The organism is Cytobacillus luteolus, assembly GCF_017873715.1.
In the GTDB taxonomy this organism is placed as follows: Bacteria; Bacillota; Bacilli; order Bacillales; family Bacillaceae_L; genus Bacillus_BV; species Bacillus_BV luteola.
On the sequence record NZ_JAGGKM010000004.1, the window covers coordinates 217,900 to 240,335 of the forward strand.

Annotated in this window: 15 protein-coding genes and 1 other annotated feature; of the genes, 4 read left to right on the top strand and 11 right to left on the bottom strand. The window is 34.6% G+C overall.

Translation table 11 applies throughout. From position 1 onward, the window contains the following. Positions 1–19: 19 nt before the first annotated feature. From J2Z26_RS13165 to J2Z26_RS13175, 3 genes are all read right to left on the bottom strand, one after another. The gene (locus tag J2Z26_RS13165) at positions 20–1,354 is read right to left on the bottom strand and encodes a VanW family protein (RefSeq protein WP_193535619.1); all 1,335 of its coding nucleotides are present in this window, start codon (positions 1,352–1,354) and stop codon (positions 20–22) included. A gap of 18 nt (positions 1,355–1,372) precedes the next feature. Next, the gene (locus J2Z26_RS13170) at positions 1,373–2,185 is read right to left on the bottom strand and encodes a PRC-barrel domain-containing protein (RefSeq protein ID WP_193535621.1); all 813 of its coding nucleotides are present in this window, start codon (positions 2,183–2,185) and stop codon (positions 1,373–1,375) included. A 78-nt stretch (positions 2,186–2,263) separates the two neighbouring features. Next, complete coding sequence (locus tag J2Z26_RS13175) at positions 2,264–3,697, bottom strand: hypothetical protein (RefSeq protein WP_193535623.1); 1,434 nt, start codon at positions 3,695–3,697, stop codon at positions 2,264–2,266. A 137-nt stretch (positions 3,698–3,834) separates the two neighbouring features. On the opposite strand from J2Z26_RS13175, the gene J2Z26_RS13180 reads away from it, so the two are divergent. Genes J2Z26_RS13180 through J2Z26_RS13190 form a run of 3 tightly spaced genes read left to right on the top strand, consistent with a single transcriptional unit; the run spans position 3,835 to position 6,721 of the window. Then, positions 3,835–4,323: a type IV pilus modification PilV family protein gene (locus tag J2Z26_RS13180; protein WP_193535625.1), complete on the top strand. Its 489-nt coding sequence runs from the start codon at positions 3,835–3,837 to the stop codon at positions 4,321–4,323. Beyond that, complete coding sequence (locus tag J2Z26_RS13185; RefSeq protein WP_193535627.1) at positions 4,307–4,945, top strand: PilW family protein; 639 nt, start codon at positions 4,307–4,309, stop codon at positions 4,943–4,945. The genes J2Z26_RS13180 and J2Z26_RS13185 overlap by 17 nt, the downstream gene beginning before the upstream one ends. 15 nt (positions 4,946–4,960) lie before the next feature. Continuing rightward, a complete protein-coding gene (locus J2Z26_RS13190; RefSeq protein ID WP_193535629.1) occupies positions 4,961–6,721 on the top strand; it encodes a hypothetical protein in 1,761 nt (586 codons plus the stop codon). Between the two features lie 53 nt (positions 6,722–6,774). On the opposite strand, the gene J2Z26_RS22150 is transcribed toward J2Z26_RS13190, so the two are convergent. The 5 genes from J2Z26_RS22150 to J2Z26_RS13215 all read right to left on the bottom strand — a co-directional run bounded on the left by J2Z26_RS22150 (position 6,775) and on the right by J2Z26_RS13215 (position 17,652). Then, the gene (locus tag J2Z26_RS22150) at positions 6,775–7,725 is read right to left on the bottom strand and encodes an ankyrin repeat domain-containing protein (RefSeq protein WP_209794358.1); all 951 of its coding nucleotides are present in this window, start codon (positions 7,723–7,725) and stop codon (positions 6,775–6,777) included. A 3-nt stretch (positions 7,726–7,728) separates the two neighbouring features. After that, complete coding sequence (locus J2Z26_RS13200; protein ID WP_193535633.1) at positions 7,729–11,640, bottom strand: Ig-like domain-containing protein; 3,912 nt, start codon at positions 11,638–11,640, stop codon at positions 7,729–7,731. 151 nt (positions 11,641–11,791) lie between these two features. Beyond that, entirely contained in the window at positions 11,792–13,510 is a 1,719-nt protein-coding gene (locus tag J2Z26_RS13205; protein ID WP_193535635.1) for a sensor domain-containing diguanylate cyclase, read from the bottom strand. A 104-nt stretch (positions 13,511–13,614) separates the two neighbouring features. After that, entirely contained in the window at positions 13,615–14,925 is a 1,311-nt protein-coding gene (locus J2Z26_RS13210; protein ID WP_193535637.1) for a bifunctional folylpolyglutamate synthase/dihydrofolate synthase, read from the bottom strand. Between the two features lie 84 nt (positions 14,926–15,009). Continuing rightward, positions 15,010–17,652 (bottom strand): valine--tRNA ligase, encoded by a 2,643-nt coding sequence (locus tag J2Z26_RS13215; RefSeq protein ID WP_193535639.1) that lies wholly within the window; start codon positions 17,650–17,652, stop codon positions 15,010–15,012. A 56-nt stretch (positions 17,653–17,708) separates the two neighbouring features. Next, positions 17,709–17,951, bottom strand: a binding site (T-box leader). 193 nt (positions 17,952–18,144) lie between these two features. Here J2Z26_RS13215 and J2Z26_RS13220 point away from each other — a divergent pair. After that, positions 18,145–18,336: a hypothetical protein gene (locus tag J2Z26_RS13220; protein ID WP_193535641.1), complete on the top strand. Its 192-nt coding sequence runs from the start codon at positions 18,145–18,147 to the stop codon at positions 18,334–18,336. 20 nt (positions 18,337–18,356) lie between these two features. Here the strand turns inward: J2Z26_RS13220 and ysxE are convergent, their stop codons facing one another. The 3 genes from ysxE to hemL all read right to left on the bottom strand — a co-directional run bounded on the left by ysxE (position 18,357) and on the right by hemL (position 22,394). Continuing rightward, positions 18,357–19,412 (bottom strand): spore coat protein YsxE, encoded by a 1,056-nt coding sequence (gene ysxE, locus J2Z26_RS13225; RefSeq protein ID WP_193535643.1) that lies wholly within the window; start codon positions 19,410–19,412, stop codon positions 18,357–18,359. A gap of 143 nt (positions 19,413–19,555) precedes the next feature. After that, a complete protein-coding gene (spoVID, locus tag J2Z26_RS13230; RefSeq protein WP_193535645.1) occupies positions 19,556–20,731 on the bottom strand; it encodes a stage VI sporulation protein D in 1,176 nt (391 codons plus the stop codon). Positions 20,732–21,104: 373 nt separating this feature from the next. Then, positions 21,105–22,394: a glutamate-1-semialdehyde 2,1-aminomutase gene (gene hemL / locus J2Z26_RS13235; protein WP_193535647.1), complete on the bottom strand. Its 1,290-nt coding sequence runs from the start codon at positions 22,392–22,394 to the stop codon at positions 21,105–21,107. Positions 22,395–22,436 lie beyond the last annotated feature (42 nt).

Below are 22,436 nucleotides of genomic sequence, written 5' to 3' on the forward strand. Positions count from 1 at the left end.
GTTACCCCTACTTTACCAATTATTCACCTTTTATTGGTGCACCTGGTGTTCCCCATAAATCATCATCATCATCGTCTGGGTCTTCAATAGGATTATTTATATTTCCAGCATCTCCTGAATCCGTATTCGGCTCAGTTTCATTTTGTTCAGAAGGTGACTCTTCACTTGGAAAATCTATTCGATCATTTCCTTGGTTTCCTTCTGCTTGGTTACTAACGATACTTTTTAACTCAACCCGATGTATAGGTGGATAAAAGTCTTCGGCTATTTTTGTTTTATCAACAATATTTATACTATCCTGCATTGTTAACCGATAGACAGGAACTAAAAAACCTTTTGTTCCTTCAGTCTGTACTACCGTCTCTCCTACGGGTACAGAACTTTTGTATTGTAAAATTGTTCTCGGATTAAAGGCTCTGGTTTCCATCATTACTTGATAGCCATAAATGAAAGGAGATCCACTAACTGATACATAAAGCCGATCTTCAAAAAGTTCAAAATTAATACTATAATCAGTCGTGTTTGGATTATAAAAAACAAAATCCTTTTGATTTGGTAGAATTCTAGCTTCATAACCTAATTCTGCATAAACTGGTAATTCTCGGCTTGCATGTCGTTCAAGGATATCAAAATTTGTTAACAAAATCGCTTTGTATAGAGCCGATCCAACAATACTTAGTGAATCTGTAGATACGTTACCGATACCCAGTTCATTAATTGTTTCTAGAAGAGAAAATGTACCCTGAGCTGGTACGTTTATGTTAGCGAGGCTAGTAAGCATGTTTGAAATGTCATTGTGGTAAGTTGAGGTTCCAACAATGCTCTCAGCAACTACCTCGAATTCATCATTGTTAGCTCCATAATGCAGTAGTTCAAATGAATAACTACCAGGTTGTAGCTCCTCTGCAATTTGTTCAAGTTCAGATTGCAGTTCGTTTAACTCTAGTCTCTCTATTAGCGAATCTTCAGCAACCTCTTGTAAAGCACTTATAAGATGTTCATCTAAGAGGGCAACAAGTAGAGGCGACTGTTTTCCATTTCGAGCATTTGAAACACTCTCTGTAATCGAAAAAGAAAACAATGAAGTATTAATTACTTGATCGTTTTCTTTATTCTTAAGGGTTAATTGAGTCAATGTGCCCCAATTATGTATTTCATTCTCTATTTTACTAATCGCTTCTTCTTTCGTTAAGTTTGAAATGTCTACTGGTCCAATCATTGTCCCGACATCAAACTTGTTACCGTCGCTAAATACTGATTCATACGCAAAAGCACCAAAGTGTGAGAAACTAAAAATATAACCTGTGCAAACAACTAGTGCAGCTAATAGCTTTAGTTCACGCAAGTTCCTCACCTATCTGCCTCCTTTGTATTAAGCTTCGACATGCATGGATAATTCTACAACTATTCCTGGTCCTTCTTCTTGCGCTTTCATTACATCACTCTCAGTTAAAACAGTTCCCTCATGGAATAATAGTTGCCCATCTGTACCAAAAATGTCCTTTTGTACAGTTTTGCCTAATAGGATTTCAATTTGCTTTTCTTTTAATGCTTTTACTTCTTCGTCTTCTTCAATTAAAGTTAAGCCTTCAAACGGATCAAAAGTAGAGCCAGAAGTAGGTTGTTGAGTGTTTGTAACTTCGTCTATGAATGAATCAACTGAAGTCTCAGTCGCCACGACAGGGTTTATCAATTGATCAACTGAATCTAAAAAATGAGAAGCAGCATCTTCTTTGACGATAATGATATCTTTCCCATAAGTTAAAATAGAGTCAGAAGCTAGACTTACTTCACGATTTGGCAGGTTAAGTAAAACACCTAAAATGTTACCTGTTTCATCATCGATAAAGTACTCAGTTACTTCACCAAGTAACTCTCCTTTTCGTGTCATAACTTTAGTGTTCGTGATTTTAATTTTCTTATTCACTAATTGATTTGCAATTGGAATCTCGTTTAAGTCAATTACTGCACTATCACTTTCAACAGTTACAGCATACTCACCAATCCCCACAACTTTTTTAAAAGGAATTGCCTTTACACTAACTTGCCAATCTTCATGCTCGATTGTTAAGAAGTCAATAGAACCTTTATCAGGATTAATCACTAGAGATTTAACTTTTCCAACTTGTTGCCCTTCCGAAATACTAATGATTGGAAGGCTCACGATTTGTGTACTCTTTTTCATAATGTTCACCACACCATTTCTATATAATTCACGACTTATTCATATCTTTCATTGTACCATGTATCGACAAAAAAATAGTCATTTTTTACAATAATATTCCTCTAAAAATTGCAATTGCTGTTGAATAATTGCATAATTTGTAAATTTTTCTTTCAAATGGGTTATTAAGGAAGCAAGCTCCTTATCATTATGTTCAGAAATGAAATGTTCAATTAATAAATGGGCAAAAGTATAGTAATCAACAGAAGGTAAGCTAGGATGCAAATGTGCCTGTACTTGATTCACATACTCTTTAGAAGAAAGATACTTTCTACTATGCTGAAGCTGAGCTACCATTGTGTGAATCATCTGTTGCTTAACCTGCTTTGTTTTTACACTTTCTTCAGTGATTCCTATTTCTAGCTCTTCTTCAACCAACTCTTCATCAACCACTTCAGATTCTTCTTCGAACTGCTGCTCTTCTATGACTTCGATTTCTTCTTCTACGCCCTTTTCTTCTTGAACTTCGTCTTCTTCTACAAGATCTTCTTCTAACACTTTGACTTCCTCTTCGATAAGATCATGTTCTACAACTTCAGTTTCTTCTTCAATCACTGTGGCCACATCTTCAACTAGAAGGTCTTTTTCATCAATTATGTCTTCCTCATCTACTTGATGTTTATCTTCCTCGATTGTATATTCATCTTCTTCCACAAGTCGGATCTCGTCTTCAGTAAGTAAATCTTCTTCCATAAAATCTAATTCTTCTAAGGTATCAAAGGATATAGTTTCTTCTGTATTATCAACTGTGTGAGCAAGCTCATTTTCAACTGTATTTGCTTCTGCCTCATTAATAATCTCATCTATATTGTAATCTACAATACTAGCATCATCCGCATCGTTCTGTTCTGCTTTAACTTCCTCTGTTTCTGTTGTTGTCTCTTCATTATGTACCAGAGTTTGATCTTTTAAATCATCAGATTGTGTCTTCTCAACAAACCATTCTTCGTCGAGTTCTTTCTCACTAACCTTTCCGATGGTATCATCATCTATTCCATCCTTAGGGTCAGTGCTAAAGTACTCTATTTCATCTAACTCGAGTGATAGACTATCCTCTTGATGATCTTCATTTGCGTCTTTTAAAAGTAAGGTTTCTGAGGTAGCCGAGAACTTTTCAGCTTCAACTTCTTTCTCTTCATTTATTATTCCTTCTGTTTCCTCTTCACTGGAGGAAACTACATGATCGTTAGAGACTTCGACCTCTTCTTCCAATCGCGAGGATCCTTTATCAGCAAAGATAAGTGTACTAAGTCTTTTTTCAATTAAGTAAGTTGCTGCTAGTGCAAATACTAATAAAAGTAGAGATGTTTGCCAAAGATTAAATACTGTATTGGCAAGTAATCCGAATAAAGCCAACAGTAAAGAAATCCCAACTATTATTAGTTTACCTTGTTTTTTAAAGCCTAATGGCAAAAAGTATAGTAAAGGAATTAATAAAATAAGTGCTAAAAAGGCAAACAAAATGTTTTCCAACATCTCACCTCTTTCCTAATTTTTTTATATAAGATGCGTTACTAATTTTAAAAAATACAAAATTCACCGAAATTGGACAAATATCGACTATTAGTTATTGTATAATAAAATTAGGTATTTTGAAAGAAGGTGACGAAATGATTCTATTGAAAATTATAAAGAATAAGAAGGGTTTTACATTAATAGAAGTATTGCTCTCTATTACAATTCTTAGTGTAGTGACAATAGGTATGTTATCTCTTTTCACTCAGGCATATTCATATACCAAAATGAATGAGAATCGAACTGTCGCCCTCAATGTAGCGAGAAATGCATTAATTTATATGGAACGGCAAGATTTTGACTTTATAAAGAATTTAATCTCTCATACATCGATTACATATAAAGAAATCTGCACATCTTTAGATTCAAATAATAGACTTGCTTGTGAAGCTGTTCTAAAGCCCACCATTAATAATATTGTGTATGATAATATCGAGATTTCTCTATACGAATACAATAAAGAAAACGTTCCTGAAAAAGAAAAAGTTCAACTTAATGGTTATCTTGTAGGTATTACAGTAACTGTAGATGTTAATCCTCCAATAGTAATAGAAGGTGTGATCACAGATGAATCTATACGATAAAGGTAGAGTTAAAGGATCTGAACAAGGATTTACAGTTATCGAGCTTTTAGTTGCACTTTCCATTTCAACAATGATAGTGGGAATAATCTATGGTGTATTTATAACGGGTATAAAAGCTTATGAGAAGATTGGTATTGAAGGGCAGCTTCGTGATGAAGCCGATTATATATTATCGATGGTTTTAAATGAAATCTATGAACTATCTCCTGACACAATTGAATCTTGTGGTGAGAATTGTATTTCATTTGCTAACAAAGAAATTTATAAAATTGATCCTACTGGTGATGTATCAAAGGAACTTGATAGAAATCCCGATCCAAATTCAACTACAATTACTATAAAAATCGAAAACGATAATCTTTATATTAATAATCAGATTATTAATTCGCAACAAATATCTATTAAGACTAATACGGAGAGTAGCTTAGACACATCTTTGGACAAGAAATTATCATTTAGCTGTACTAGAACCTTGGTAGAACAAAATAATAATGGAGATTATTTTGATATATGTAAAAGTGCCTTGATTCATCTATCTCTTACTCTGGAACACAAACAGTACACATCTGAAAATAGATTATCTGTTGAACCTATTACACTAACTAGTGAATTTGGATTTTAAAAGGAATGGTATTTAATGAATCAAAAGGGGTCAAGTTTACTTTTAGTCTTATTGGTCACTCTAATTTTTATGACATTAGGTATGGCGATACTCTCTGCATCAATTGGCGGAGCAAAACGTACAGAATTTCGTAAAGTTGAAACGATCACTCTACAAGAGAGTATTAAAAGTATCGATGAGGTTATAGCAAGACTGAAAGTATACACGTTAAACGTCGACATAACAAAAACAACACCTATCGAATATGAAATTAAACTAAATGAATTCCTCTTAGAATTAATAGATGAGTATGAATTGGATTATGATAAACCTGAAGATATTGATATCTCCCTACAATATAATGTTGGAGAACAGATGCGGCAAAAACTTTATACAAGAGTGTATCAAATCAGGAAAAAGGCAGGGAATAAAATTGTAAGTAGGAACGTTATTATTTCGGCTTCCCCTAGCTTTTTGAAATATGCATTGGGATCAAGAACTGATGTTACTTTAAATGGTGGTACCTATATAGACGGAAATATTTATGTACAAGAAGACTTTTATGTGAGTAATTCAGCCAACTATATTTATAATGGATATAAAAAGACGACTTTAACAACTTTTCCAACAACATCTCCTACTAGCTTGTTGTTTGCAAAGGAGAATATGTATTCATGTTCTTATGGTACACAATGTTATCAAGTTACTAACTCGGGAGATTTTATTGGAGAACAAGCCCTTTTCAGCAGAGTAAACAAAGAAGGAGCTGAATTGAATAATTCCTTTAAAGGAAATGCTCCTATATATCAAAAATCTCATGATGAGTTCATTGATGTTGACGTTATGACAACTTTTGCTGATAAACTCTTTGATGCTGCAGGTGCATCCTTCTCTAACCCAGCAATTAGGAATAGATATTCACAATACCTTGAAGATAAAGAAAATACGGATGACAATAAGCGTCAAGTAATTGACAACTTACTAGATGACTTAAAAAGTTCCTATAACATAACGAATAACTTTATAGACTTTGAAGATTTAACTCAGCAAGACAAATCAATTTTAGTTGAGAGCACAAATGGCACGGATAATATATATGTAGACGTTAGTTGTATTAACTTCAAGGGATATTATTTTGAGAATAATGAGTGTAACCAAACTCCTAATACTGGGCACTATTTAAATTCTCATTGGCTAATATTTGATGGTAATGCATTTTTTGAAAATACAGGAACCGAGCGAATGAATATAGCTGCAAACATCCTTGTAACAGGAGATGTTTTCATTAGAGGAGATATTGCTTTTGATTCTACCCTTTATGTTCTTGGAGATGCTACCATTTATAATGCTGATATTTCAGGTGTAAAAGACCAAAATGAAAAAGAAAAGGAAATAGTAATGATTGTGCAGGGTGAGCTTAATATAGCAAGAATCAATGAGTTTACAAATTCATCCGACAAAGATGAAAATTTAAGAGGTTACTTTTACACTAACTCGAATGCTATCTTATATGCTGTTGGTTCAAACATAAATATTAGAGGTGGACTATTTGCCAAAGGAAATAGCAATCAACTTTTACCGAATACTAATTCACATGGATTGGTAATCAACACTTTCCGTGGAAATGCAGAAGAATCACTTGGACTTTATGATAAATTATTACTTACTCAAAGTGAAGACCTTCAAAAGGCTAGATTTAAGGTTATATACGATAAAAATATTTTTATAGAACAACAACAAGGACTTCCATTAGTAAATAAATTAGATTTAATTGCAGATGATCTAGTTATCAAATAAAATTTTATAAAAAATAAATAAGAGTAGCTTACCCTTTATGGGTTAGCTACTCTTTACTTTTCTCCATTTAGATATGAAACTATTTCGTCATGATTCCATTTTTTAGCCTTATCTATTGCTTGCTCTCCTAAATTGTCCTTGAGAGACTTTTCTGCACCATTTTCCAATAATATTCTTACACTTTCTTGATAGCCATATTCTGATGCAATCATTAACGCTGTGTAACCCTCATTTTGGGTCTGATAATTAACATTTGCTTCTTTTTTAATTAATGACAGGGCTGCTTCAATGTGATCATTTGAGATCGCCAACATAAGAGGAGACCACCCGTTACTATCTATTTCGTTAACGTTACTTCCTTTTTCAATGAGTGCTTTTACTACTTCAGAATGCCCTCTTGCAGAAGCTAATAGTAGAGGTGTTTCAGCTAATGAGTTTGTTATAGTGGGATCAGCACCTGCATCCAATAATTTGTTAACTACGTGAGCACTCCCTTTTCTACTAGCGTAATGTAATGCAGTACTACCTGTCATATCCTTTTGATCAACTTCTACATTATTTAGTAGTTGATCTATTAAATCCAAAGATGCTGAGTCAACTGTATCCTTAATATCGGGTGTTGTTGATATTGATAAGCTTAATGCAGGAATCGGATTTTGTTCAGATATCTCGTAATTGGACTTAGCGCCACTTTCTAATAATAGATTAGCAATATCATGAAGGCCATATTTTAACGACATTATAAATACAGTTTCACCGCTATCATTTTTACTTTCTAAATCAATGTTTTCCTCTGTTAGTATTTTAACCTGTTCTAGATCTGCTTCCTCTACTGCTGTAAACAATTCTTCAGTCTGATTTTTATTTAACTTATCTAATTTAGTACAACCTGAAATAGTCATTGTGGTAACAATAATTAAAAATATAATAAGTTTCTTCAGAACGAGCCCTCCTAACAAAAACTTGAAGAAAAGCCTTAACAAAAGAATGTTAAGGCTTTTCACAGTTTAATATAACCATTTGCTTCTATCATCATTAGTATCTCTTGTACCAGGTTCTACGACTTTAATTGGTAGGAATCTAGTGAAAACATTTCCATCTTCATCAATAACTTTTACTTCAATACTGGATTCACCAAGACGTTTCCCTTTTACAATGTGTGAATTAATAACCGTAGCGATATAATTATCTTCACTTTTAAAGTTAATACTTCTGACATTAGTTGCATCAGACGGGACAAGTGAAATATATTGATTCAAGTTACGTTCTTCACCTTTTTCAATAATAATAGGTGATGTTGGTACTAAAATATTAGTTAATGGAGAGCCTACATACACGATTGCAGATGCACTTTTCCCATTTCGTGTAGTTACTGTAATACTAGATGACCCAGTGCTCATCGCTACTATTTTCCCATTTGAGTTTACAGTCACTACATTAGTGTTTGATGAAGACCAGTTAATATCTTTATATGTTGCGTTACTAGGATTAATTGTAACAGTAAAATTATTGTACTCGTCAAATTTTGATAACCTAACTTCCTTTGGACTAATCTCAATAGATTGAACTGGTACCGGCAATATTGTGATTATTGCATTATCTGTAATTACCTGACCAGATGAACCGTAACCATATACAGTTAACATCGTTGTTCCTTCCTTGAGTCCTTTAACCGTACCGTCTATACTATTTAGTTTGGCAATGTTAGGATTTGCAATTTCAAAAATTAAATTATTGGTGGAATCCTGTGGTAATACACTAAGTGGGATAGATTTAATCTCACCAATCTCTATACTCATATCATTTACAACAATCAATTCTATCGGAACACGAACAGTTACACGTATAGTAGCTTCTTTCACATTGCCAAATCTATCAGTAACGGTAACAGTAACAAGAGAGGTCCCTTGTTGCACTGGTTGAATAATGCCATTGCTATCCACTGTAATTATTTCACCGTTAGTATTCTCACTCCATTGAATATCCCTAACGGTTGCATTTTCCGGTTGAATCTTCAGTGAAGGAAATAAATTATTTGGAATTCCCTTATTTACAGTTATTTCACTTGGTAACTGAACATTTGTAATAGCAAAATCTGAAACTAAGGTAAGTGAATTGAAACTAGATTCAATTCTTTCAGAATTAATATCATTAAAAAGCAACTTAGAATTATTTAATGTAAATTGATCTTTTGTCTTAGGAGAAACAGTAACAGCAAATTCCAGGGGATCGGCACTACATTCATTTTGTACGCATGAATATTTGATATCATCGAATGTGCCTTCTAGTGTATAACCAGATTCTACGTTTCCGGTTCTTGTGAAGTTATTACCTTCTGGTAACTGTACTTCCAAGCCTGCTGGGAATGTCTCTCTAAACTGAACATTTGTAACCTTCAGAGTAGCATCACTATTTCCGTTAATATATCGAATAAACTTACCAATAATGTCGCCACTTGAATTAATCTCAACTTCAAATTCTACAAAATTGGTTATTTCTACTTGTTTTCTTCCATTTGGAAAATCATCAATAACAGGAAAGATCATCTTATAAGGTCCTTCTTTTGTAAGGTCTTCAATTACTTCCTCAGTTTTCCTTTTGATGTTTCCTGGCGAAGTTAATATCATATCGCCAATTCGAAGTGGAAGTTCATATCCAAATCTTAATTCCTCTTCAAAATCTTTCTTGTTTGACCCATAAAATGATAGTCCAGCAAAGTTCCCACTAAAAGCACTATCCTGGTCCGAATTACCTTGACTTCCATTAATAATCGTGTATTTCTTATTAACTGTAAAACCTTCAGTAGGGTTAATTACACCTATTGGGCGTACTCCTGTAATCCCATTTTCAAAATTATTTTGTAGAGGCTTAGGTTGTATTTTATAACCAATTGTATTAGTTTTACCAACTTCTATAACACTAACTGGGTTATTAAGTTGTCTACTAACTTCAATATTTGAAGAAATCTGCTTTACATTAATAAAAACATCTTGTTTAGAAATGGCACCCTGCTTATCCAAAACCTCAATTGTAATCTTCAAGTCCCCACCATTCGGTAAAGGATTCTCGAAAGATTTGATTACTGTATCTCCGTTAGAAATATGTTGGTCTACAAAAACTTCCTTATCATCAAATAGAATTCTCGTCTTTAGTTTACGATCCTTTAAATCCAAATCTTCAACACTGTACGCAATTTCCATAACTTGATGGCTTGGAATTGTTGAATTACTTATTGGAGTAATTACTTTAATTTCCGGAGCATGATTTGATCCTAAAAATGCGCGATACATCGTATTAACAAATAATCTTTGCTCAGAATCTGGAAATTTATTATTTGTATGACCTGTACCAGAATACGTTATATTACCTTTTGAATAAGTGTAATAGTGATTCCAGCTATCATCTTGATCACGTGTATTACCGATAACGTTATACCATGGTGTGATACTCTCATCTTCTAAATCCAACGTGTAATATTGATTGTGTGTATTTGCTATAGTTAATCCTTGTCCATCCAATAGAAATGGATACTGGGTTATTAAACCTTCATTTACTTTTCTTGTATTGGTAGTGATATTTGGAGCATTTGTTCCAAGATCAGTTCTTGGAAAAGTTTGTCCAGTATCATCCATGAAGTTGTTTACCCAATCATTTTCTGAACTATAAATTGTGTCATGGGTAAACATAATACTTTGACCAGTGTCGATAAATCTTTGAATTGAATTTATTGCATTACTATTTAAGCTAGCACTGTTATATACATCTGCAAAACCAAAAATAAGCATGTCATACGTACCATTAATAGACTCATGAGACAGTTTTTTCGAGTTTTCACTTAACAGAGACCTACTTTTCTTAAACGTGTCTATATCAGTAACATCTATAATGATTTCATACTCTTTATCTTTCTTTAAATAGGACTGGCGCATTACATCATTATTAGCTGAATTATTTAATGAACCGGCTAAACTTGTATCCTTTTTCACCTGTAATACTCTTACTTTTACGACTTCGCCTTTAAAAAATAATGAACCACTTTTATAGTCACTACTAGATTTTATTGGATCAATTATTTCAAGTTTCCAGTTTCTTAGCCCTGAATATCCCCGTGGAAGAACATATACTATACTACCTTTGTTTGACGTTATCCCTCTTGTTAAGACAATTTCATCTAGTGTATACTTCCCATCAAAATTAGAATCTATATAAAGATTAGCAGTAATGTTACTAGAATTATTTGTATTAGCAACTGAAAAATCAAATTTAACTGAATCCCCAGCTTCATAGAAATGTTGGGTGTTCTGAACGTACTCTACTGGTCTTTCATTTAGTATAATTCGTGGACGTTTAGAAAACTGATTTAAATAAAAATCATTTATAAGATTTTTAAGAGTAATAGAATCATTGTAGAACTTTACATTTTTTTTATTTGTATTTGCGAAGACTGAAAAGTTCTTATACAATTTACTATTCGTATGTTTTAATATATCTGAGTGTAAAAGTACTGGTTGACCATTATTAATAAAGCCGTTAATAATTTCATTTGATTTTAGATTTGTAATGTCATTTAAAACATTCGTAGTGTTATGAGCACTCGTTCTTTGTTGGACAGTGTGAGAGGGACTACTATTGACACGGGCAGGATTATAATCCCCGCTTGCAAGAAGTATTAAATCATACTTCCCTACTAATTCTTCTCGAAGTGCTACAAATTTTTTCATTCTCATTGTTGTTACATTAAATTTCCGATTATCTAAATCATTTTTTATTTGTGATTCACCGTTTGCTATAATTTCTAAAATTTCATATTTTAATTCATTATCAATTGTAGTAGCAGCAATTTTGGGTGAGGTTTCATTTATAAATAGGGTTAAAACTAATATGAAAATAATTGATATACTGATAATTTTTTTTGACAATCTAGTTCCTCCTCCTATCTGCTACAAAATAATAATATAAAATTAGTACTAAATACTTATTTCTATTATATCACTTATTAATTTTTCAGTGTATATATTGATTAATATTATATTTCTTAAAAACCAAAAACCCTCCTGAATAAAGAGGGTATTAACTAACATATTGCGCAACCTTATTCCTACCTGCCTGCTTAGCACCTGTATACATCGCTCGGTCAGCATGGCGAACGAGGGCAAGAGGGTCATCTGCGTCTTCTAGTGCAGTGGCGACTCCTATACTAGCTGTAATCTTAGCAGAAATTTGTTTTCTATTATTATCTAGGTCAGAGTAAAAAACAAACGGGTTATTAGCAATTAACTTTCTAATATCTTCAGCAATTTGTAAACTTGTGAATTTGTCTTTGTTCGGCAATAAGATTACAAATTCCTCCCCACCGTACCGTGCTACTGTTCCTCTTTTACCAACCATCTTCACTAGTCGATTAGCAAGTTCACATAAGATTAAATTACCGCTCTGGTGACCGAAATTGTCATTAACTGCTTTAAAATGATCGATATCTAGTAAAATTAATGATAATGGTTCGCCTTTATTAGTAGAATCTAATTTTTTAAATTCTTCTTCTAATAATCCTTCAAAATAACGATAATTATAGAGTTTTGTTAAGGCACAACGCTCACTCTTATTTTTCGTTTCCTCATAGTGTCTTGCATTCTCAACAGCAACAGCTAAATAGGAAACGAGTAAGTCGACTATCATCAATTGATATTTTTCATATGATCTTTTTGAATTTGAAGCAAGTACAAGAACTCCTACAATCTGTTTATTTCGGACGATAGGGACTGAAATAATACTTTCAACTGTCGCCGGAAGATAGCCTTGAGTAATCTTTTTCCACTCTTCCTTTTTATGAAACAGAACAGCTTGTCCTGTTTGCCAAACGGTACCACCAATACCTTCATTTTTTTGTAAAGGAGGAATTGAAAGAGTCTTTTGTACACCATTTTCAACATAACGAATGAGATGCAATCCGTCCTTTTTCACATCTAATATATAAGCAAAATCTACGGGCAAGACAGTTGAAAGCTTTTGGATAATTAAGTCGAGAACCTCATCTACCTGCAATCTCCCAGCTAACTGATGACCTATTTCACTTGCTTTTTGTAGATAGTAATTAACATTTTGGCTCGCATAATATTGTTTAAAGAAAATCGAAAGAGTAATGAATGGTATACCAACATAAACTGTAGCTATTACACCCATCTCGGTATAAAGAATATACAAAATAATCCCGATAGGAAATTGAATAAGAACCGTAATACCTTGTCGTAATGTATCCCGAGTGAAGAAGTGTATTCGATCACCGTTTAGTAATCGAAGTAAAAAGTTGATTACTAGCTGGTTAGATAAAAACTTTGTTAATTCATAAGCAGCTGCAGGAACTAGAAAGGCTAAAGATGCCAAGTCATTTCCATTATGAGTGCCACCCAAAAGGTAGAAAACAACAGCACTAATAATTGAAGTGATTAAAAATATTAAAGAATTTAATGGAATTCGATAAAGTTCGCTCCATCCAATTCTTATTGTTAATAAAACAATCATGAAAGCAAATTGAGCAAATACTAGCTCAGCAAAAAGTCCAAATGATAGAAAGACAGCTAATGCAATCCCCTCATATAAAAAGATCGGGGTATTGTTTAGTTTAATTGGAAAAAAGCCGACAATTGCAATTAGAATAAGAAAGAATAATATATCCGCACTATAGCTTGCTATGTCTGGTTTAGTTACTAGAAAGGCTAAATAGGTTGAAGAAGGCACAAAAACAAGCCACAATAACCATATGATTATTTTTGCACGTCGATTGGAATTCATGTCTTTTCCTCCTTCACCTTTTTATAAAGTATATGTTATTTTAACAAATTTTCAGATAGTTGTCATATAAAACTAGTACAATTTACCTGTATTTCCAGTAACTTTTAGATATTTTTACACTCTTCAACAATAAATGGTCTTACTTCAGATAGGAAATAGAGAGAACCGGTGACAATTAAAATTTCATCATTTGTGACTGATTTCATTTTTCTAGTGATACAACTTTTCCAATCCTCATCAAAGTCTTTTTTTTCAAAGGTTGATACATCAAATAACTCCTTCGCCGAGCTAACTCGTGGAAAATCGAAGCTAGTGAATGAAAGTGATTCTGCAACTGTTTCTAAAGGTATGATCATATCAGATAATTTTTTATCTTTTAGTGCACAAAATATAATGTGAACCTTACGATCATTGTATCTTGTATTGATTGTGTTAACTAAACTGTTAATTCCCTCTGGATTATGTGCCCCATCAATAATAATAGTCGGGCGATCACAGAGTGTCTCAAACCTTCCAATCCATCTTGCTCTCTTTAGACCTTCTCTTATATGAGTTTCTTTAATAATAAAATCGTGTTGTTGCTGCAAAACAGATATCGCCATAAGTGAAAGCGCTGCATTTTTAATTTGATGCTCTCCCTTCATGGTAATAATCAATTCCTGAAAAGTATTAGTTGGAGTACGAATAGAAAACTCTTCTCCATAAGCAATAGGACGTTTATTTGTTATGTGGTAATCCAGGTCTAAACAATATACCTGAGATTGTAATGAAGTGGCCCTATCCATTATTACTTTAATCGCTTCTTCCTGCTCAACGCTTGATACTAGAGGTACACCCTCTTTAATAATTCCTGCTTTTTCAAAAGCGATTTCTGGTAAAGTTTCACCAAGAAGATTCATGTGGTCGTAACCGATATTCGTAATTACCGTTAAAAGAGGATTAATGATATTCGTAGAATCTAAACGTCCACCTAGGCCTGTCTCAAAAACGACAATGTCCACATCCTCTTGATTGCCGAAATAGTAGAATGCCATCGCAGTAATGATTTCAAATTCGGTAGGAGAACCCCACTCTGTAGACTCTAACTCTACGGCTAGAGGATAGATTATATTTGCTAATCTAACAATCTCCTCGTCAGCTATAGGATGACCATTTACACTAATTCTTTCGTTAAAGACTTCAAAGAAAGGTGATGTAAACGTACCAACATTATAGCCAGCACATTCGAGCATATTTCGAAGATAACAAACCGTTGATCCTTTTCCATTAGTACCCGCTACATGGATCGCGTTTATCTTATCATGGGGATGTTCAAGTCGTTCCATCATCCATTCCATCCGTTTTAGACCTGGCTTAATCCCCAGTCTGAGTCTTGAATGGATCCAGCCCAGAGCTTCTTCATAGGTAGTAAACATTTTCATGTCCTCCAAATATTTATCGTTTTTAGTAAAACATACTGAAGACGAATTCTACTAATAGAATTCGTCTCTTCAATACATTTATGACTTTAGTTCTTCAATACGAGCACGAACAGCATCTCTTTTTTCAATATAGTCACTTTCTTTTGCTCGTTCTTCTTCAATTACTTGTGCTGGTGCTTTTTTTACAAAGCCCTCATTACTCAACTTCTTCTGTACACGCTCTACCTCTTTATCAAGCTTTTCTAGCTCTTTATTTAATCTCTTTACCTCTTCATCAATATTGATTAAACCTTCAAGAGGGAGAATAAGCTCTGCTCCAGTTACTACAGCAGTCATTGATTTCTCAGTTGATTGTACAGTTGTCGCAATAATTAACTCACTTGTATTACAAAATCTTTGAAGATAAGAGCGATTCGTTTCTAATTGTTGAAGTATGCTCTCGTCTTTTGCTTTAATTTGTAATTTAATTTGTTTGCTCATTGGTGTATTTACTTCTGCTCGGATATTACGAACTGCACGAATGACATCTACTAATAAACGCATATCACTAGCTGCTTGTTTATCTGTAAACTGTTCATTTACCGTTGGCCACTCTGCTACTGTAATAGACTCACCTTGGTGAGGTAGGTTTTGCCAAATCTCCTCCGTAATGAAAGGCATAAACGGATGTAATAGCCTCATAGTGTTATCTAATACATAAGCAAGTATGGATCTGGTTGTTTTCTTAGCTGATTCATTTTCTCCATAAAGTGGAAGCTTCGCCATTTCAATATACCAATCACAGAAGTCATCCCAGATGAAGTTATATAATAAACGTCCAACTTCACCAAATTCATATTTATCTACAAGCTTTGTTACATTTTCAATTGTCTCATTTAAACGAGTTAAAATCCATTTATCCGCTACAGACTTTTCACCTGTTAAGTCAATTTCATCATAGGCTAAGCCGTCCATGTTCATTAGAGCGAAACGTGATGCATTCCAAATCTTATTGGCAAAGTTCCAAGTTGCTTCAACCTTTTCGATACTAAAACGTAAATCCTGACCTGGTGAACTTCCTGTAGATAAGAAATAACGTAGTGAATCTGCACCGTACTCGGCAATAACTTCCATAGGATCTACACCGTTTCCAAGTGACTTACTCATTTTACGGCCTTCTGCGTCACGAACTAAACCGTGAATTAAAACATCATCGAAAGGTCTTTTTTCTGTAAATTCTAGACCCTGGAAAATCATACGTGATACCCAGAAGAAAATGATATCATACCCAGTAACTAGAACGTTTGTCGGATAGTAACGTTTATAATCAGCTGATTCTACATCTGGCCAACCCATTGTTGAAAATGGCCATAGTGCCGAACTAAACCATGTATCTAGAACATCATTGTCTTGCTCCCAATTTTCGATATCTGTTGGCGGCTCATGATCTACATATACCTCGCCTGTCTCTTTATGGTACCAAGCAGGAATACGATGTCCCCACCAAAGCTGACGAGAGATACACCAATCTCGAATATTTTCCATCCAGCGAAGATATGTTTTTTCAAAACGATCAGGAACAAAATTAACTTTCTCTTCTTTAGATTGTAATTCAATCGCTTTGTCTGCAAGTGGTTGCATTTTTACAAACCATTGAGTAGATAAATAAGGTTCAACTACTGCTCCACTTCTTTCACTATGCCCTACTGAGTGTAAATGATCTTCAATTTTAAACAGTACGCCTGCTTCTTGAAGGTCTTTTACAATCTTTTTACGACACTCAAAGCGGTCTAGGCCTTGATATTCCCCTGCATTGGCATTCATTGTTCCATCTTCATTCATTACCAGAACACGTTCTAGATTATGTCGGTTTCCAATTTCAAAGTCATTTGGATCATGTGCAGGTGTAATTTTTACTGCACCAGAACCAAATTCCATATCAACGTAATCATCCCCAACAATCTCAATTTCACGACCTACAATTGGAAGAATAACCTTTTTACCAATAAGGTGCTTGTAACGCTCATCTTCAGGATGAACTGCGATTGCTGTATCACCAAGCATTGTTTCAGGTCGAGTTGTTGCAACTTCAATATGACCTGATCCATCGGCTAATGGATAGCGCATGTGATAAAAAGCCCCTTGAACATCCTTGTAGATTACCTCTATATCTGAAAGGGCAGTTTTTGTAGCTGGATCCCAGTTAATGATATACTCTCCACGGTAGATTAGACCTTTTTTGTATAAAGAAACGAAAACCTCTCTTACTGCTTTTGATAAGCCTTCATCAAGAGTAAATCGTTCACGTGTATAATCGAGTCCTAAACCTAACTTGGCCCATTGCTCTCTAATATGGCCTGCATATTCTTCCTTCCATTTCCATGATTCTTCTAGGAATTTCTCACGGCCAAGATCATACCGTGATTTTCCTTCCTCACGAAGTTTACCTTCAACCTTTGCTTGAGTCGCAATACCTGCATGGTCCATTCCTGGAAGCCATAATACATCATAGCCCTGCATACGTTTAATTCTGGTAAGTATATCTTGTAAGGTCGTATCCCAAGCATGCCCTAAGTGTAACTTACCTGTTACGTTTGGCGGTGGGATTACAATCGTATAAGGTTCTTTTTGAGGATCATTAGTTGCCTCAAAAAACTTACCCTTAAGCCAATATTCATAGCGATTTGCTTCAATTGTGGTTGGATCATATTTCGTAGACATTGTTTGTTCATTTTCCATCATGCTTCCTCCTTTTAACATTTCAAAAAAATTCCAAAATAAAAAACTCCATTCATCCAATAAAGGACGAAAGGAGTTAATTTCCGCGGTACCACCTTTTTTCTTAAACAATACAAAAAATGTACTATTTAAGCTCTCTAACGATAACGGCTATTGCCGGCTATTACTACTTGAGAAATACTCCAATCATAATAGCTACTCAAGGGCGACCTTCCAATTTAACCATCCTAAGAAATCTCACAGCTAATGATTTCTCTCTCTGAAGGTGTTAACATTGTACTCTTCCCAATCACTGTATGTTTATATAAGAATTTTTCATAACATTAATATCTTTTATATATAGTACCTAAAAAATGTTCGTAACGTCAATAATCTTCTCCAAAATTTTAATATTTTATACTGCAGTATATGAAACATGCTTAAAAATGGAACTTAAATATTTAGTTCAGCATATTTTAGTAATATCAACAGAATGTTTCAATAGGAGGACACTATATGAGAAGACGGTTTAAACATTATTCTTATCCCCCTTGGCTGAGACAAACACGAGCAGTTTGTGTACAGTTTATAATTCCAATAACTATATTCCAAGGTATTCGCACCATACTACTTCCAACAACCTTTGATGTAATTTTACTTGCCATTTTCATTTTATTAGCTGTATCCCTGCATTTGGAATGGCTATAAAAATATCCCATACACTTTTACTATGTATGGGATTGGTTTTCTTCCTGATTCAATTCTAGTTCTTCTTGTGCTTTTCTTCTTCTCTCATCTTCCACAATGGTCGTAAGGAAAAACTCAATATTCTTCATTTGCCAATAAGCTCTTTGAAGAGAGGCAACAAATTGACGCTCACTCATTGAATTTTTACTGTTTTCATATTTATACACACAGCGATAAATAGGTTCAGGGAATGCCATATAGCTTAGAAAAAGAAGGAGCTCTTCTTCCTTTAGTGGATAGTACTTTCTATAAGTAGAAAGCCATTCAAAACAATCGTAGCTTTGTATTGGATAGGTATGGAGGGTCCGATAAAAGAATAGGACAAGATCATTTACTGGGGTTCCTACTTTTGAATCTTCTAGGTTACAAAAGTATCCACTTCCGTTTTTATCAAATAGAAAATGTCTAACAGATACCTTACCATGATTTAATACTGTTCTGTTTTTCTTCGTTTCTTTCATTTGTTCATACCATTCTTCTAACTTCATATAGGCAAAATTACTACCTTGGACAGTATCATGATAAATTGAACAGAATTGCAACTCAAATGGTGACATGTACCATTTATTTTCACACTTTGTGATAAATGATTCTAAAAACTCTTTTCTCCTATCCCACTGTTCGATATGAAAACGATGATGCTCAGAAATTTCTTGCTCTACCACTTCAAACTCTTTAGAAGAATAGGAGTGTAGTCTAGCTAATTCTTTGAAAAGTAACTGATGTCGATCATCCCGCTCTTCTCCCAATTCATTACTATACCATGGCATTAAGTAATGGTATTTATTATCAAATAAAGTTAAAAAATGATTATCAACAGTGGCATGTATTGGAACAATTTTTGTGTAACCACTCTTATATAGTTTACGGATAATTGTTGGAAACTCCAAGGCACGCTTTGCTGAAATCGTTTTTAAAGCAAACACACCGTTTTTGGTGTACACTTTTTTAACCTTACCAAATTCCTCTATAAAATCTGCCTTAAGATTATACCTGTTTAGAATCGGCCCATAATAATTTATTAGATTTTCAGTCATAAGGGCCACACACTCACTTTCTTATAGAATTTTACAAAACTTAGCTTCTAGTAAAGAAAATACGTACCCATTCTAGGTAATGCTTAAATAAAAACAGGTGAGGAGAAAATACTCACTCACGCTGTTTGTTTGTATCATCATCTTTATTTCTTACTTACTGTAACTGGAATGTAAAGTAATTGTCCTTCACTTACATCATGGTTTAAATCGATATCATTTGCTCTTAAAAGATGTTGAACATTTACTTCATATCGTTCAGCAATGATATCTAATGTATCTCCTTGCTGTGCAATACAAATCTTCATCTTTGTAAAATCCTCATCGTCATCACGTGCAAATATTTTAGTTAAGTATAGAGCATTTTCGCTTCTCTTACCTGCTGGTTGTTGCTCTTGTTCACCATCATACGTTGGTGCATCTTTCATATTGGCAGCAACTTTCTCTTTTTCTCTCTCTTGTGGAGCCCAATTTTGGTTATCTTCGGCTCTACTCTTCATCCCAATTTGCATAACCGGTTGTTTAACCTCTTCAACAGCCTCTTCAACTACTTCATTAGCGTCGTCCAGATCCTCATGATAAGCTTCTTTTCTTCCTTCTATTTCAAAAGGAGTGTACAAATCTGATTCTTCTTCTGGTTCCTCATTTTCAGAAGCATCTTCTTGTTCACTAACAACAGGTGAAAGCTCTTCAAGTTCCTCTGTTTCTTGCTCTTCATTTCTTGCGTAAGTAGTATCTTCTTTTTCTTCATTCCATTCCCTAGAAGCAACAAAAGGTGAATGTTCATCCTCGTTACTGCTTAGGTTGTTATCGTTTTCGTTTTCGTTGTTCACTACTTTTGTATCGTAGCGGTCCTCTTGTTCATTTTCCAATGAAGGAACACTTTGCTGACTTCCATAAATTCCACTTATTGATAAATCAGCAACTAATTGTAGACATCCATATCGTGGTAACTCATAATCAAATGAATCAATAGCTACATAAACATCGTCCAGGTTTTGAATTCTGTTTTTCGGTATGGTTACGTCTACAGGGAATCTGTGTTTAAGTTCACTTACTCCATCTTCACGAGTTGTAATCTCATTTACTACTCTTAAGGCAGTATAATCCCTAGGTTCTTCATCCTCTGAACGATTTTCATCTATGCGATATTCCCCTGATAGTTGTAATGCCCCTCGAATCGAAACGTATTGATCATGTTCTTGAATAACAATATCTGGGTCTAGTGTAATTGAAACAAGCTCTGAGACTTCCTGTCCCTTTTGAAACCAGACTGACTCTTCTACAGAAAATCGTAAGCACGATTGATTATCTGATGCCAAAGTCTATTCCTCCTTTCAGTTCCCACACGAAACTTTTTACTATGACAATACAGATTTATGTCCGGAAACTGTGTTTTATGATTAAAATCTAAAGAAAAGAAGCTTTTAATTAAATATTTTTCACTTTGAAATGGACCGTTCCTTTGCGCTGCAGGCACTTGCTTTCCGCGGGGAGGGATTCTAGCCTCCTCGGCTCTTCGCACCTGTGGGGTCTCGAACTTCCCTCTACTTCCCGCAGGAGTCAAGTGCCTTCCGCTCCAATCCACTCTACTCTAGTTATAAGATCCATCATTCTCTATATGAAATACATAAAGCAAAAAAGAGACCGGCCTCTCACTTTGTAAATCTGAGTGAGGAGACTAGTCTCTTATTATTATTTATTGAGTATTGCAAATGAATTTTCAGCTGCTTGAATTGTTTTTTCGATGTCTTCGTCTGTATGGGCAGTTGAGAGGAACATTCCTTCGAATTGGGAAGGTGGAAGGAAGATTCCTTGGTTGGCCATTTCTTTAAAATAGGCTGCGAAGTATTCTAAATTAGATTTCTTCGCTTGATCATAATTCGTTACTTCTTGATCGTTAAAGAAGTATCCTACCATTGAGCCAGCACGGGTAAATGCACAAGGTACATTATATTTTTCCGCTGCGGATTTTAATCCTTCAATTAAGCGGTCTGCTTTTCTTGAGAACTCTTTGTAAGATTCAGGCGTTAACTGGAGTAGCGTCTCATATCCAGCGGTCATTGCTAGAGGATTTCCTGATAATGTTCCTGCCTGATAAATCGGTCCACTTGGTGCCACTTGCTGCATAATCTCAGCTTTACCACCATAAGCTCCCACAGGTAATCCTCCACCAATTACTTTTCCAAGACATGTTAAATCTGGGGTTACTCCGTAGTAGCCCTGTGCACAATGATAATCTACACGGAATCCAGTCATTACCTCGTCAAAAATCAGTAGTGAACCGTATTGCTCAGTAATGCTTCTTAATTCTTCTAAGAATCCAGCTTTTGGTGTAACAACTCCCATATTTCCAGCAACTGGCTCTACAATAATACAAGCTATATCTTCACCATATTGTTCAAATGCATATCTCACGCTTTCTAGGTCGTTATATGGCACGGTTATTGTGTTTTGTGCAACACTTTCTGGGACACCTGGACTATCTGGTAATCCTAGTGTTGCTACACCTGAACCAGCTTTAATTAATAAAGAATCACCATGTCCATGGTAACACCCTTCAAATTTCATGATCTTGTTTCGTTTAGTATAACCTCTAGCTAAACGTAAAGCACTCATCGTAGCTTCAGTACCCGAACTTACCATTCTCACAACTTCAATAGATGGTACACGTTCAATCACTAGCTTTGCCATTTCATTTTCAATTAAAGTAGGTGCACCGAAGCTTGTCCCACGTTCCGTTACCTTTTTGATTGCTTCAACGACCCTAGGATTAGAGTGTCCATGAATGAGTGGACCCCATGACAAAACATAATCTATGTATTCATTACCATCAATATCGTATATCTTCGAACCTTCACCACGTTCAATAAAAATCGGATCCATATTTACTTGCTTAAATGCACGGACAGGACTGTTTACACCACCTGGCATTAACTTTCCTGCTTCCTTAAAAGCTTCTAAAGATTTCGTATAGCTACGCATAGACAGATCTCCTTTGTTGTAATCTTTTAGTTTTGAAAGAAG

Excerpts from the sequence above, each read along its gene's own strand:
- ysxE (WP_193535643.1), bottom strand. The coding sequence starts at position 19,412 with ATGACTGAAAATCTAATAAATTATTATGGGCCGATTCTAAACAGGTAT.
- J2Z26_RS13205 (WP_193535635.1), bottom strand. The coding sequence starts at position 13,510 with ATGAATTCCAATCGACGTGCAAAAATAATCATATGGTTATTGTGGCTT.
- J2Z26_RS13210 (WP_193535637.1), bottom strand. The coding sequence starts at position 14,925 with ATGTTTACTACCTATGAAGAAGCTCTGGGCTGGATCCATTCAAGACTC.
- J2Z26_RS13170 (WP_193535621.1), bottom strand. The coding sequence starts at position 2,185 with ATGAAAAAGAGTACACAAATCGTGAGCCTTCCAATCATTAGTATTTCG.
- J2Z26_RS13190 (WP_193535629.1), top strand. The coding sequence starts at position 4,961 with ATGAATCAAAAGGGGTCAAGTTTACTTTTAGTCTTATTGGTCACTCTA.
- J2Z26_RS13220 (WP_193535641.1), top strand. The coding sequence starts at position 18,145 with ATGAGAAGACGGTTTAAACATTATTCTTATCCCCCTTGGCTGAGACAA.
- hemL (WP_193535647.1), bottom strand. The coding sequence starts at position 22,394 with ATGCGTAGCTATACGAAATCTTTAGAAGCTTTTAAGGAAGCAGGAAAG.
- J2Z26_RS13180 (WP_193535625.1), top strand. The coding sequence starts at position 3,835 with ATGATTCTATTGAAAATTATAAAGAATAAGAAGGGTTTTACATTAATA.
- J2Z26_RS13185 (WP_193535627.1), top strand. The coding sequence starts at position 4,307 with ATGAATCTATACGATAAAGGTAGAGTTAAAGGATCTGAACAAGGATTT.
- J2Z26_RS13215 (WP_193535639.1), bottom strand. The coding sequence starts at position 17,652 with ATGATGGAAAATGAACAAACAATGTCTACGAAATATGATCCAACCACA.